Annotated in this window: 13 protein-coding genes; 8 read left to right on the top strand and 5 right to left on the bottom strand. The window is 68.8% G+C overall.

Annotation, left to right across the window (positions count from 1 at the left end; translation table 11 throughout):
• Positions 1-81 precede the first annotated feature (81 nt).
• Positions 82-1,881, top strand: a complete 1,800-nt coding sequence (locus AWC24_RS11815) for an acetyl/propionyl/methylcrotonyl-CoA carboxylase subunit alpha (RefSeq protein ID WP_085085124.1) — start codon at positions 82-84, stop codon at positions 1,879-1,881.
• A 6-nt stretch (positions 1,882-1,887) separates the two neighbouring features.
• The gene (locus AWC24_RS11820; protein WP_085085126.1) at positions 1,888-2,232 is read left to right on the top strand and encodes a hypothetical protein; all 345 of its coding nucleotides are present in this window, start codon (positions 1,888-1,890) and stop codon (positions 2,230-2,232) included.
• Here the strand turns inward: AWC24_RS11820 and AWC24_RS11825 are convergent.
• Both AWC24_RS11825 and AWC24_RS11830 read right to left on the bottom strand, forming a co-directional pair.
• On the bottom strand, positions 2,197-2,481 hold the full coding sequence (locus AWC24_RS11825; protein ID WP_085085128.1) for an MFS transporter: 285 nt from the start codon (positions 2,479-2,481) through the stop codon (positions 2,197-2,199). The genes AWC24_RS11820 and AWC24_RS11825 overlap by 36 nt on opposite strands.
• Before the next feature lie 44 nt (positions 2,482-2,525).
• Complete coding sequence (locus AWC24_RS11830; RefSeq protein WP_085085130.1) at positions 2,526-3,512, bottom strand: TIGR03557 family F420-dependent LLM class oxidoreductase; 987 nt, start codon at positions 3,510-3,512, stop codon at positions 2,526-2,528.
• A gap of 93 nt (positions 3,513-3,605) precedes the next feature.
• Here AWC24_RS11830 and AWC24_RS11835 point away from each other — a divergent pair, with 93 nt between their 5' ends.
• Both AWC24_RS11835 and AWC24_RS11840 read left to right on the top strand, forming a co-directional pair.
• Positions 3,606-4,625 (top strand): iron-containing redox enzyme family protein, encoded by a 1,020-nt coding sequence (locus tag AWC24_RS11835; RefSeq protein WP_085085167.1) that lies wholly within the window; start codon positions 3,606-3,608, stop codon positions 4,623-4,625.
• Between the two features lie 192 nt (positions 4,626-4,817).
• Complete coding sequence (locus tag AWC24_RS11840) at positions 4,818-5,255, top strand: STAS domain-containing protein (protein WP_234807339.1); 438 nt, start codon at positions 4,818-4,820, stop codon at positions 5,253-5,255.
• Position 5,256: 1 nt separating this feature from the next.
• Here the strand turns inward: AWC24_RS11840 and AWC24_RS11845 are convergent, their stop codons facing one another.
• Entirely contained in the window at positions 5,257-7,407 is a 2,151-nt protein-coding gene (locus AWC24_RS11845; protein ID WP_174813592.1) for a catalase, read from the bottom strand.
• A 78-nt stretch (positions 7,408-7,485) separates the two neighbouring features.
• Between AWC24_RS11845 and AWC24_RS11850 the strand changes: the two genes are divergently transcribed.
• The 3 genes from AWC24_RS11850 to AWC24_RS11860 are packed head-to-tail and all read left to right on the top strand — an operon-like array spanning position 7,486 to position 9,723.
• Positions 7,486-8,175, top strand: coding sequence for an HAD family hydrolase (locus tag AWC24_RS11850; protein WP_085085134.1), 690 nt, complete (start codon positions 7,486-7,488; stop codon positions 8,173-8,175).
• Positions 8,168-8,971 (top strand): nucleotidyltransferase, encoded by an 804-nt coding sequence (locus AWC24_RS11855; protein ID WP_085085136.1) that lies wholly within the window; start codon positions 8,168-8,170, stop codon positions 8,969-8,971. Before AWC24_RS11850 ends, AWC24_RS11855 begins: the two co-directional genes overlap by 8 nt.
• The gene (locus AWC24_RS11860; protein ID WP_085085138.1) at positions 8,968-9,723 is read left to right on the top strand and encodes a metallophosphoesterase family protein; all 756 of its coding nucleotides are present in this window, start codon (positions 8,968-8,970) and stop codon (positions 9,721-9,723) included. Before AWC24_RS11855 ends, AWC24_RS11860 begins: the two co-directional genes overlap by 4 nt.
• On the opposite strand, the gene AWC24_RS11865 is transcribed toward AWC24_RS11860, so the two are convergent.
• Positions 9,689-10,102, bottom strand: coding sequence for a ChaB family protein (locus AWC24_RS11865; RefSeq protein ID WP_085085171.1), 414 nt, complete (start codon positions 10,100-10,102; stop codon positions 9,689-9,691). The genes AWC24_RS11860 and AWC24_RS11865 overlap by 35 nt on opposite strands.
• Before the next feature lie 115 nt (positions 10,103-10,217).
• Between AWC24_RS11865 and AWC24_RS11870 the strand changes: the two genes are divergently transcribed.
• Positions 10,218-11,324 carry an Rv2629 family ribosome hibernation factor gene (locus AWC24_RS11870; protein WP_085085140.1) on the top strand — a complete coding sequence of 369 codons (1,107 nt, stop codon included), beginning with the start codon at positions 10,218-10,220 and terminating at the stop codon, positions 11,322-11,324.
• 9 nt (positions 11,325-11,333) lie between these two features.
• On the opposite strand, the gene AWC24_RS11875 is transcribed toward AWC24_RS11870, so the two are convergent.
• A partial coding sequence (locus AWC24_RS11875) for an HNH endonuclease signature motif containing protein (RefSeq protein ID WP_133055720.1) occupies positions 11,334-12,308 on the bottom strand: 975 nt, incomplete at its 5' end.

A 12,308-nucleotide genomic window follows, 5' to 3' on the forward strand; every position in this document is an offset into this window, starting at 1 on the left:
AACAGGTTCGGCGGTCGCGCCTTACACTGCTGTGAACTACATTCTTAAAGACATTTCTTAAACATGCCATCAGGAGGGCCAGTGGCGAACCATGCCAGCTCGAAGATCTCCAAGGTGCTCGTCGCCAACCGGGGGGAGATCGCAGTCCGGGTGATCCGCGCGGCGCGCGACGCCGGATTGCTCAGCGTGGCCGTGTACGCCGAGCCCGATGCCGATGCACCGCACGTGCGGCTCGCCGATGAGGCGTTCGCCCTGGGCGGGCAGACCTCGGCGGAGTCCTACCTGGTCTTCGAGAAGATCCTGGACGCCGCGGCGCAGTCCGGCGCCAACGCGATCCACCCCGGCTACGGCTTCCTTTCGGAGAACGCCGATTTCGCGCAGGCCGTGCTCGACGCCGGTCTGATCTGGATCGGGCCGAGCCCGCAGTCGATCCGCGACCTCGGGGACAAGGTCACCGCGCGGCACATCGCCGCTCGCGCCAAGGCGCCGCTGGTGCCCGGTACCCCGGACCCGGTCAAGGACGCCGACGAGGTGGTGGCCTTCGCCAAGGAGTACGGCGTGCCGGTCGCGATCAAGGCCGCGTTCGGCGGCGGGGGTCGCGGCATGAAGGTGGCCCGCACCATCGAGGAGATCCCCGAGCTGTTCGAGTCGGCCACTCGCGAGGCGGTCGCCGCGTTCGGCCGCGGTGAGTGCTTCGTGGAGCGTTACCTGGACAAGCCGCGCCACGTCGAGGCCCAGGTCATCGCCGACCAGCACGGCAACGTCGTCGTCGCGGGCACCCGGGACTGCTCGCTGCAGCGCCGGTTCCAGAAGCTGGTGGAAGAAGCGCCGGCGCCGTTTTTGACCGACGCGCAGCGCAAGGAGATCCACGAGTCCGCCAAGCGGATCTGCAAGGAGGCCGGCTACTACGGTGCCGGCACGGTGGAGTACCTGGTCGGCCAGGACGGGCTGATCTCCTTCCTGGAGGTCAACACCCGCCTGCAGGTGGAGCACCCGGTCACCGAGGAGACCTCCGGCATCGACCTGGTGCGCGAGCAGTTCCGCATCGCCAACGGCGAGCAGCTCGACATCACCGAAGACCCCGAGCCGCGTGGGCACTCCATCGAGTTCCGGATCAACGGTGAGGACGCCGGCCGCGGCTTCCTGCCCGCCCCCGGCCCGGTCACCCGCTTCGACCCGCCGACCGGCCCCGGCATCCGGATGGACTCCGGTGTGGAGACCGGTTCGGTGATCGGCGGCCAGTTCGACTCGATGCTGGCCAAGCTGATCGTCACCGGGGCGACCCGCACCGAGGCGCTGGAACGCGCCCGGCGTGCCCTGGACGAGTTCCACGTCGAGGGGCTGGCCACGGTCATCCCGTTCGACCGGGTAGTGGTGCGCGACCCGGCGTTCGTCGGCGACGAGAACGGCTTCACGGTGCACACCCGCTGGATCGAGACCGAGTTCGAGAACACCATCGAGCCGTTCACCGGCGGCGGAGCGCTCGACGAGGAAGCAGACGCTCAGCCGCGGCAGAAGGTGGTCGTCGAGGTCGGCGGCCGGCGCCTGGAGGTGTCGCTGCCCGGTGACCTGGCCCTCGGTGGCGGCGGCGCGGGTGGCGCCGCGGGAGCCGTTCGCAAGAAGCCCAAGGCCCGCAAGCGCGGTGCGCAGGGCGGGGCGGCGGCGTCCGGGGACGCGGTGACCGCGCCCATGCAGGGCACCGTGGTGAAGGTGGCCGTCGAGGAGGGCCAGGAGGTCGCCGCCGGTGACCTGGTCGTCGTCCTGGAGGCGATGAAGATGGAGAACCCGGTGACCGCGCACAAGGACGGTGTGATCACCGGCCTGGCGGCCGAGGCCGGCGCTGCCATCACCCAGGGCACGGTGCTCTGCGAGATCAAGTAGTCCGACATCGAGCCGATCGAGATCAACGCCGGCCCGTGGTATCTACGGATGCCACGGGCCGACGATCGCGTCGATGACCGTCCGACACTGGCCGAGCTCGGGGAGTCCGACCCGGACTACGTCGCCGACGCGGAGGCCGGCTGGGCCGATGGCACCCGGTATCTGTGGGCGGTCTGCGAGCCGACCACCGGGGAGTTGCTGGCCGAGGTGACACTGAACCCGGCCTCGGGTGACATCGCCACCCGCAGCCGGCCGGGCCATCAGGAGGCGGCGCTGACCGGGGCTCGGGCGGTGTCCCGGTTCGCCGCCGGCGCGCTAGGTCTGACGCCGGTGATTACCGGTACCGGTTGACCGGAGGGCACGGTTTCGCCCGACCCATATCCAGGCCACACCTCCGACGGCCAGCGCCAGGGCCAGGATTCCGAACCCCAGCGACCAGCCGGTGTGATGCTGCACGGCAGCGCTCATGAAGCCCACCAGAGCCAGCACCGCCATCAGCAGCATCCCCAGGCCGGGGGCCTCACGGCGATCCTTGAACATCATTCCGGCCCGCGGCCGCGTGGTGCGGGCCTCATCGATCGGGTGTTCGGTCTCGTCCATGGCTCTCTGGTACCCGCCGCGGGCGGTCCCGAAACCGGGGCGGCTCAGGCCGCGGCGTCGCGCAGCGCCGCCAGCAGCGGTTCCGCGGCCTCCTTGAGGAAGGCCTCCTGCGACTCCCCGCCGATCTGAATGAGCGCGATGTCGGTGAAACCGGCATCGCGGTAGGCGCCCACCGCCTCGACGATCGGATCCAGGTCGGGGCCGCACGGGATGGCGTGGGCGACGTCCCGCGGCGTGACGAACTGGGTGGCGGCGGCGAACGCGGCCGGTGTGGGCAACTCGGAATTGACCAGCCAGCCGCCGCCGAACCAGCGGAACTGCCGGTGGGCGCGCTGCACCGCGGTGTCGCGGTCGGGGTCCCAGCACACCGGTAGCTGCCCGATGACCCGGCCGCCGCCCAGCCCCGAGGCCTGCCGTGCGGTGTGCCAGGCGCTGACCAGGTCCGCGTCGGGCGCCACCGCGATCAGATCGTCGGCGGCGGTGGCGAATCTGTCGACGCCCTTGTCCCCGGAGACCGCGACGGCCAGCGCGACGGGAATCTCCGGCAGATCCCACAGCCGCGCCCGGTCGACCTGGAAGTGTTCGCCGGACAGGTTGACCGTCTCCCCCATCAGCAGCTCACGAATGATCTTGATCGCCTCACCGAGCATGGCCTGCCTGCGCCCGACGTTCGGCCAGCCGGCGCCGGTGACGATGTGCTCGTTGAGGTTCTCCCCGCTGCCCAGCCCCAGCGTGAACCGGCCGTCGGCCAGGATCTGCACGGTGGCGGCCTGTTGTGCCACCACCGCCGGGTGGTAGCGCATCGTCGGGCAGGTCACATACGAGCACAGGCCGACCTGTTCGGTGGCCTGCGCGACCGCCCCCAACACCGCCCAGGCGTTCGGGGCGTGGCCCTGCGACGCCAGCCAGGGCGAGAAGTGGTCGCTGCAGACCTCGAAGTCGAAGCCTCGTTCTTCGGCGGCGACGGCGTAACGGACAAGGTCTTTGGGACCGCTCTGCTCGGTCATCAGGGTGTAGCCGAACCGTGTCATGGTTCCCCGGGTACCCCCGCCGGCTCACGCCCGAAACGGGTCGATGCGCCGCGGTGCCGTTTGGTCGCGGCCCCGGCCGGGGTACCCGCGAGCGTGACTATCGCACCGCAGCGCACCGATCCCGCCCTCGAACCCGAGCTGCCGGTGGCGTGCGGGCCGCTGTCGGCCACGGTCTGCGGATTGCTGCGCCGACCCTCGGGCGCGACCGGCGGCGTCGCCGTCGCGACCACCGGCGCCGACCCCTACGGGCGGGACCTGCAGCTGGCGCTCTACGTCTGCTACGAGTTGCACTACCGCGGCTTCGCCGGTGTGGACCCGGGGTGGGAATGGGACGCCACCTTACTGGAACTGCGGGCGCGGATGGAGCGCGTATTCCTCGATAGTGTTCGCCGGGACGCCGGACCGATACCTCAGGACACCAGCGCGAACGACGAAATGGCCGCTGCAGCAACCGAACCCGTGCACGGCAGCGGCCCATCGTGGTACCTGCGCGATCACGGCACCTGGGAACAGGCCCGGGAGTACTTCGTGCACCGGTCGCTGTATCACCTCAAGGAGGGCGATCCGCACGCCTGGGCGATCCCCCGCCTGACCGGCCAGGCCAAGGCCTCCTTCGTCGCGGTCGAGTTCGACGAGTACGGCGCCGGCCGGGGGCCGCGCGTGCACCAGCAACTCTTCGCCGACCTGCTCACCGCTGCCGGTTTGGACGCCGATTACCTCGCCTACCTCGACGTTGTTCCCGCCGAGTCGCTCGCGGTGGTCAACCTGATGTCGCTGTTCGGGCTGCACCGCCGTTGGCGGGGGGCGGCCGTCGGGCACTTCGCCTCGACCGAGATCACCTCGCCGCCCGGCTCGAGCCGCCTGGTGGCCGCGCTGCGGCGGATGGGCGCGCCGGACGCGTGCGTGGGGTTCTACGCCGAGCATGTCGAGGCCGACGCGGTACACGAGCAGGTGGTGCGAACCGGCGTGGTCGGCGACCTGATACGTCACGCGCCGCACCTGGAGGCCGACGTGGTTTTCGGCATGCGGGCCCGTGATGTCGTCGAGAACAGGCTCGCGGACCTCATGATGGCGGCCTGGACGACGGAGAGATCGTCGTTACTCGCAATTTGAAAGTTAAGCTTTCACTGGGATTTTGCGGAATTTGTCGCTCATCTCTTTGCCAATCGAAGCAGGCATCGGTAACGTCTGGTTCCTCCGGTTGAGTTCACAGCCGCAATTGAACGTCACCGTGTTTAAGCAGCTCGTCAAGAGATTACGCTGACGTGATCCAACAGCACGATTCGTCGACTGATGGAGCCACAAATGACAACCAGCAGGATTACCGATACCGCCTTCGCCACTCCCGCAACAGAAGCCACCCAGGCCTGGCGGAGCCACACCGCGATTTTCACCATCCACTGGGGCCGGTCGGGAGCCGTCGTCGCCGCGGACGGCGAGATCGACGCCGCCAACGCCGGACCGTTCGCCGACTACGCCAGGCGCTGCGCCGACTGCTGCGAATGGCTGGTCTTGGACCTGGCGGAGTTGACATTCATTGGGACGGTCGGGTTTACGGCGCTGCAATCGGTCAGCGCCCGCTGCGCCGCGGCGCAGACCCAGCTGATGGTGATACCGAGCCCGGCGGTGACCAGCGTGCTGCGGATCTGCGACCCGCAGTCCCGCCTTCCGCTGGTGTCCTCGCTGGCCGACGCCCTGGCCGACGTGCAGAAGTCCGGCCGCCCGCTGCGCGCGGTGACCTGACCTACGCGGGCACCGCGTCGGCCGTCCGGTCCCAGGCGCGGTGCTTGGCCAGCTCCGCGGCGAAGGCGTCGAAGAACTCCTCACCCAGATCGCCGGCGGCCGCCGTGGTGGTGACTACGCCGGTCGACACGGTGACGCCGGTGTCCTCGGCCAGCCGCTCGGCGATCCCCGCCTTGGGCAACAGCTCGACACCGGCTCCGAACGCACCGATGGGCTTGAGGTGTTTGTAGGCCTCGGTGATGAAGTGCATGGCGTAACCGTCGGCGGACAGCGTGCGCATCGCATCGGGACCGCACGGCACCACCACCGCGTCGTAGAGCACCGAGGCCATGGTCGTGATCGCCCGGTCGACAGCCAGCTTCCCACCTGAGCCGCCGGCGAGTTCACCGCCGGCGGTCGGCGCCAGCACTTCGGCGACGGCGCCGCGGCGGCGCATCGCCTCGACGAAGCTTTGAACACCCGTCACATCGACACCGCCGGCGGCGAGCACCGCGATCTTGCGGCTTTCGATGGTTGGCGTGCCCCGATCCTCCGGCGGCAGGGTGGCGGTGTGCAGCTGCGAGAGCGCCGGCGACGTCCCGACCTTCTCGGCTGCGGCGTCGAGTTGTTGCTCGTCGGGGGCCGGCAGTCCCAGCTGTTCGGCCACCTGCCGCGCCAGGTCGTGGTCAATGAGATTGAGTTGCTCGACGACGCGCTGCCGGATCTCGATGGTTTCGCATTTGCCCAGTTCGAACGCGTACGCGGCGACGATGTGCTTCGCCTCCGGCTCGGACATGCTCTTATAGAACATCCGCGCCTGGCTGTAGTGGTTCTCGAAGCTCGCGGCCCGTTTGCGGATCTTGTCGCCGTCCACCTTCTGGGTGTAGTGCCGGTACACCTCGGCGTCGTCCCCCGAACCGGATAGTGCCGGGCAGCCGCCGCCCAGCGAGTTCTTGTAGTAGCTGGATTTGCCGACCGGGATGGCGTGTTGGCTGTAGCCGTCGTGCTGGTTGGTGTGCACCGGCGCCACCGGCCGGTTGATCGGCAGATGGTTGAAGTTCGGCCCGCCGAGCCGGATCAACTGGGTGTCCAAGTAGGAGAAGTTGCGGAACTGCAGCAGCGGGTCGTTGGTGAAATCGATCCCCGGCACCACGTTGGCGGTGCAGAAGGCCACCTGCTCGGTTTCGGCGAAGAAGTTGTCCGGGTTGCGGTTGAGCACCATTTTGCCCACCGGGCGCACCGGAACCTGTTCCTCGGGAATGATTTTCGTGGCGTCCAGCAGGTCGAAATCGAAATTGAACTCGTCGCTCTCAGGCACCAATTGCACCCCCAGTTCCCACTCCGGGTACTGGCCGGCCTCGATCGCGTCCCACAGGTCCCGGCGGTTGAAGTCCGGGTCTTTTCCGGCGACCTTCTGGCATTCGTCCCAGATCAGCGAATGCACACCGAGCTTGGGCTTCCAGTGGAACTTCACGAAGGTGCCCTGCCCCTTGGCGTTGACGAAGCGGAAGGTGTGCACGCCGAAGCCCTGCATCATCCGGTAGCTGCGCGGCAAGGATCGGTCCGACATCAGCCACATGATGGCGTGCAGCGTCTCGGGCTGCAGCGACACGAAGTCCCACAGCGTGTCGTGGGCGGACTGCGCCTGCGGGATCTCGTTGTCCGGTTCGGGCTTCACCGCGTGCACGAAGTCGGGGAACTTGATGCCGTCCTGGATGAAGAACACCGGGAAGTTGTTGCCCACCAGGTCGTAGTTGCCTTGCTCGGTGTAGAACTTGGTGGCGAACCCGCGCACGTCGCGCACGGTGTCGGCCGATCCGCGGAAGCCGGCCACGGTGGAGAACCGCACGAACACCGGGGTCTTGGTGCCGGGCGTGGTCAGGAACTTCGCTGCGGTGTACTCGGCGAGCGAATCGTCGTAGGGCTCGAAGTAGCCGTAGGCGCCCGACCCGCGGGCGTGCACCACCCGCTCGGGGATCCGTTCGTGGTCGAAGTGCATGACCTTCTCCCGGGCGTGGAAATCCTCCAGCAACGTGGGCCCGCGCTCCCCGGCCGTCAGCGCGTCGTCGGTGTGGTCGACCCGCAGGCCCTGCTGGGTGGTCAGGTGCCCGGACTGCCGGTCGTACCGGTGCTCGTCGAGCTGTCGCTGCTTGGGGTCGTCGGTAGCCACCACGGTTCCTCTCGTCGGCGTATTGGGAATTCCCTGCGTGGGTATCCCAGCCGGGACATCCGCAAACGAGAGAGGAAGACCGTGACGGCCCAATCGGCTGTGTTGTTCGACGTCGACGGCACGCTGGTCGATTCGAACTACCTGCATGTGCACGCCTGGCGGCGGGCGTTCGCCGAGCAGCGCATCGAGGTGGAGTCCTGGCGCATCCACCGCGCCATCGGAATGGATGGTTCCGCGCTGGTGCGACTGCTGTCCGATGACGCGCCCGAAGACGTGCGGCGGCGGCTCAAAGAGCTGCACTCGCGCTTCTACCTGGAGTCGGCGCCGCTGCTGTCGCCGCTGCCGGGCGCCCGGCGGCTGCTGCAACGCATCGCCGCCCTCGACCTGCCGGTGGTGCTGGCCACCTCGGCACCCGACGACGAGCTGGCGGTGTTGCGCAAGGCGCTCGACTGTGACGACCTGGTCGCCGCGGTCACCTCCTCTGCCGACGTCGACGTCGCCAAACCGGAGCCGGACATCATCGGGATCGCCCTGGATCGCATCGGCGCGACGGCGGAGCGGGCGGTTTTCGTCGGCGACGCGGTCTGGGACGTGCAGGCCTGCGTGCGTGCCGGCCTGCGGTGTATCGGTGTGCTCAGCGGCGGCGTGTCCCGCGCCGAGTTGGAAGAAGCAGGCGCCGTGGGCGTTTTCGACAACGCCGAGGACCTGCTCGCACAGCTGGACCGGACACCGATCACAGACCTGGCCGACGGGCGGCCCGGGCATGGATGAGGCTACGTTCCTGACCACGCTGATCCGGGCCGTCGGCGCCCTGCAGCGTGCCGATGTGCCGTTCGCGCTGGCCGGTGGCGCGGCGGTATACGCCCGCGGCGGTCCGCACTCGCAGCACGACATCGATCTGCTGGTGGAGCCGCCCGACGCCGAACGCGCCGCCGAAGCCCTCACCCGAGCCGGAATGACGCGGTTCCAGCCGCCGGAGGACTGGCTGTTGAAGGTGTTCGACGGCGACGTGCTCATCGATCTCATCCATCGGCTCGGCGGCACCCCGGTCAGCACGGAGACCATCGCGCGCGCCCCGCTGCTTCCGGTCGGCTCGGTGACCGCGCGCGTCATCAGCGCCACCGATCTGATGGTGCAGAAGCTCGCGGTGCTGGACTGCCACCGCTGCGATTACGCCGAGCTGCTCGTCGTGGCGCGCATCCTGCGCGAACAGGTGGATTGGGGTCGGCTGCGGCTGCGGTTGCGGGGTTCACCGTTCGCCGAGGCGTTCTGGCAGTTGTTGTGCGGGCTGTCCATCGTCGACGGCGATGACACCGCCGAACCCGAGCAGCCGGATCACCTGGTGGCGGTGGTGCGACGCCAGCTCGCCGAGGACCCGGAGATCGGCGAGCTGGGCATCGGGATCGAAATACGCTCCGACACCGTGTGTTTGACCGGGTCGGTCAACGGCCCACAACGCCGCGCGACGATCGAGGCGGTGGTTCGCGGCATCGTCGAACCGCGCGCGGTGGTCAACGACATCGAAGTGGTGCAGCTGTGCGAACCCGTCGAGCAGGTGACCGGGTGATCCGGGTAGCCGCGGTCGGCGACATCCACCTGGGCGAGGACTCGCGCGGCACTATGCGCTGGCACGATATCGACGATCGGGCCGACATGCTGCTGGTGGCCGGCGACCTGACCCGCCACGGCACCGCCGCCGAGGGCCGGGTGGTCGCCGACGAACTGTCCGGGTGCCCGGTGCCGGTGGTCTGCGTGCTGGGCAACCACGACTATCACCGGAATCAGCAGGACCAGATCACCGTCGCGTTGCGCGACGCCGGGGTCGTCGTCCTGGAAGGCGAGACCCACACCGTCGAGGTTGCGGGCCGGCGGGTGGGCATCGCCGGCGTGAAAGGCTTCGGCGGCGGTTTCGCCGGCAGGTGTGCGACCGCCTTCGGCGAACCGGAGATGAAGGCGTTCGTGGCCGCCACCGCGACGGCTGCGGCGCGGCTGCGCGATGGCCTTGACGGTCTGAGTGCGCTGCGCGCCGACTACCGGATCGCGCTGTTGCACTACTCCCCGGTGGCCGACACCCTGCTGGGTGAGCCGCCGGAGATCTATCCGTTTCTGGGGTCGTGTCTGCTCGCCGAGGCCATCGACGACGCCGGGGCCGACCTGGCGGTGCACGGCCACGCTCACTCCGGCATCGAGGCCGGCCGCACCGCCGGCGGTGTCCCGGTGCGCAATGTGGCCCAGCCGCTGATCCGGGCGTCCTACACCGTCATCAACGGAGTCCCGACCGCGGCTACTTGCCCCGGACCCGGCGGTTCTCCTTTTTGATCGCCGAGACCAGTTCGGATTTCCGCATCGTCGAACGGCCATGAATGTCCAGCCGGCGCGCGACGTCCATCAGATGCTGCTTGCTGGCGTTGGCGTCGACACCCTCGGCGGACGGTCCCGAGTTGTTCGGGCCCCCGCCCTGGGCGCGCTTGTCCGACGGGCCGCGCTTCTTCTTGGGCTCCCAGTGGTCTCCGACCTTCTCGAAACTGTGCTTGAGCGCCGCGTAGGCGACCCGGTGCGCGCGCTGCTCGCTGCCGTACTCCTTGGCGGCCGCGTCATGCGCTTTGGCGAAGGTGCGTTGCGCCTTCACGCTGGATCGTTGCAGCGTGCTGGGCAACTCGCCTTTCTTGGCGGCGCCGCTCTTCGTCGTCTTGGGCATGAGACCTCCAATCAGCGACTGCAGTCCGGTCTGCATACCCCCCGAACCGGTTCGGCAACCATCCCGAAAGTGCGACCACGTTTGCCGGGCCGGTCACCGGGCAACCCGGATAGCCGTGGATGCCGAACGATTCCGTGGATTGCTCACCGCCCGTGCCCCGTTCGTCTCGGTGTACTTCGAGGACTCGCACGACACCGAGGACGCGGCCACCAAGCTCGACCTCACCTGGCGTGAGGTCGGTGAGCAGCTCACCCGGCAGGGCGCCGACCAGCAGTTGGTCGGCGAGATCGAACGCGCTGTGCGGGAGCTGCGGCCGCCGGTCGGCAAGACTGGGCGCGCGGTGATCGCCGGCGCCGACGGTGTGGTGCTCAACGAGCATCTGCAGGCCCCCGCTGCGAGTACTGCTCGACTGTCCCGGCTCCCCTATCTGCTGCCGATCATCGAGCACGGCTTCGAGTACCCGAACTACGTGTTGGCCGAAGTCGACCAGACCGGCGCTGACATCACCGTCCACACCGACGGTGTACTGCGCTCGGAAACCGTTGACGGCGGCGGCTATCCGGTCCACAAGGCCGCCGGGGCGGAGACCCCCGGCTACGGGGATCCGCAACCGCATGTCGAGGAGGCCGCTCGCAAGAACATCCGTGCCGTGGCCGCCCGGGTTACCGAACTCGCCGACCCGCCCGGCCACGACGCGGTCTTCCTGGTCGGCGAGGTGCAGTCTCGGTCGGCATTGCTGGAGGCCTTGCCGAAGCGGATCACGGCGCTGGCGCGGGAGCTTCCGGTAGGCGCCCGGGGACACGACGCCGGTGAGATACAGGACGCGATCGAGGCCGAATGCCTGCGGCGGCAACTCACCGACATCCAAGCGGCGGTGCAGCGCTTCACCGCCGAATCGGGCCGGCTGTCCGGGCTGGCCGTCGAAGGGCTCGCCGCGGTATGCGCCGCGCTGAGCCAGGGTGCGGTGGAGACGCTGATCATCGGCGACATCGGCGATGCGACGGTGGTGGCCGACGCGGGCCTCACCGTTACCGCGCCGGATGCCGACGTACTCTCCGAATACGGTGCGGCGCCAGCACATACGCTTCGCGCCGATGAGGCGCTGCCGTGGGGCGCGATCGCGGTCGGCGCGGCCGTGGTGGCCGCGGGCGGCACGATCCGTCCGGCCGATGGCGTCGCGGCGGTGCTGCGCTACCCGCCGGCGGCGTCGGCATCGGCTTAGCCGCCGTCCTCATCCGGCTTCCGCCCAGTCGTCTTCCTCGAAGATGTGTCGTTGCGCGAGGCCCTCGACGGCCACCGCTTCGTAGGCGGCCTCGTCGAACAATGGATCGTCGAACAATGGATCATCGCGAACCGGGTCGTCGGGCCACGGCCACTCGGCGTCGGGCGGTGGCAGCTCCTCGGGCGGCGGGCGGCGGTGGTAGTCGATGACGGCTTCGATGAAGTGGAACGGATTGACCCGGGGTTGGCCGTGGTCAAGTTTCGGTGGGGGAATCCATTGGACCCGGCCGGATTCGCCGAGTCGGGTGGTCCAGCCCTGTTCGCTGGCCATCCGGTTATCCGGCGCGCACACCAGGGCCAGGTCATCGACGTCGGTCTGGCCGTTGTTCGACCAATCCTGTAGGTGATGCGCCTGGGACAGATATCCCGATACGGTGCATCCCGGCCGGGTACAGCCCCGATCGCGGTTGTGCAGCACGATGCGCTGATCCGCCGAGGCGAGGCGTTTGGCGCGGCCCAACCACAATGCCCGTCCGTTCCCGTCGAAGATGCTCAGGTAGTGGTAGGCGTGCGAAGCCATGCGCAGCAGATCGCTCATGGGCAGCAGACTGCCGCCTGCGGTGTACGCCTTGCCGGTGATACGGGACTCGCCTACCGGCGGTGCCGGTTCGGGCCGCGGCTGATCGGTGTGAGGTGCGTGGTCGGTCGCAGCCTGCAGCTCGGCCAGGGTGGTCGAGACGATCACCGTGACCGGCAGGCCGTTGAGCTGACCGAGGTCGCCACATGCCAGCACGGCGCGCAAGGCGGCCAGCAGCGCGTCGTGCTGGCGTTGATCACGGCTGCGGTGATCGTGCTCAATCTGGTCCTGGCTGGCGGTGCCGGACACGCAGGGTTTCTCGTCGGCGGCGTTGCACATCCCCGGGGCGGCCAGTTTGGCCAGCACCGGCTCCAAGGTCGCCCGCAGCTCCGGGCTGATCGTGCCACT

Origin of the sequence: Mycolicibacter senuensis (assembly GCF_002101885.1) — a bacterium.
Taxonomy (GTDB): domain Bacteria; phylum Actinomycetota; class Actinomycetes; order Mycobacteriales; family Mycobacteriaceae; genus Mycobacterium; species Mycobacterium senuense.

What these genes read in the sequence shown, in the direction of transcription:
- AWC24_RS11825 (WP_085085128.1), bottom strand. Translation starts at nt 2,481, where the DNA reads ATGGACGAGACCGAACACCCGATCGATGAGGCCCGCACCACGCGGCCG.
- AWC24_RS11830 (WP_085085130.1), bottom strand. Translation starts at nt 3,512, where the DNA reads ATGACACGGTTCGGCTACACCCTGATGACCGAGCAGAGCGGTCCCAAA.
- AWC24_RS11840 (WP_234807339.1), top strand. Translation starts at nt 4,818, where the DNA reads ATGACAACCAGCAGGATTACCGATACCGCCTTCGCCACTCCCGCAACA.
- AWC24_RS11855 (WP_085085136.1), top strand. Translation starts at nt 8,168, where the DNA reads ATGGATGAGGCTACGTTCCTGACCACGCTGATCCGGGCCGTCGGCGCC.
- AWC24_RS11865 (WP_085085171.1), bottom strand. Translation starts at nt 10,102, where the DNA reads ATGCCCAAGACGACGAAGAGCGGCGCCGCCAAGAAAGGCGAGTTGCCC.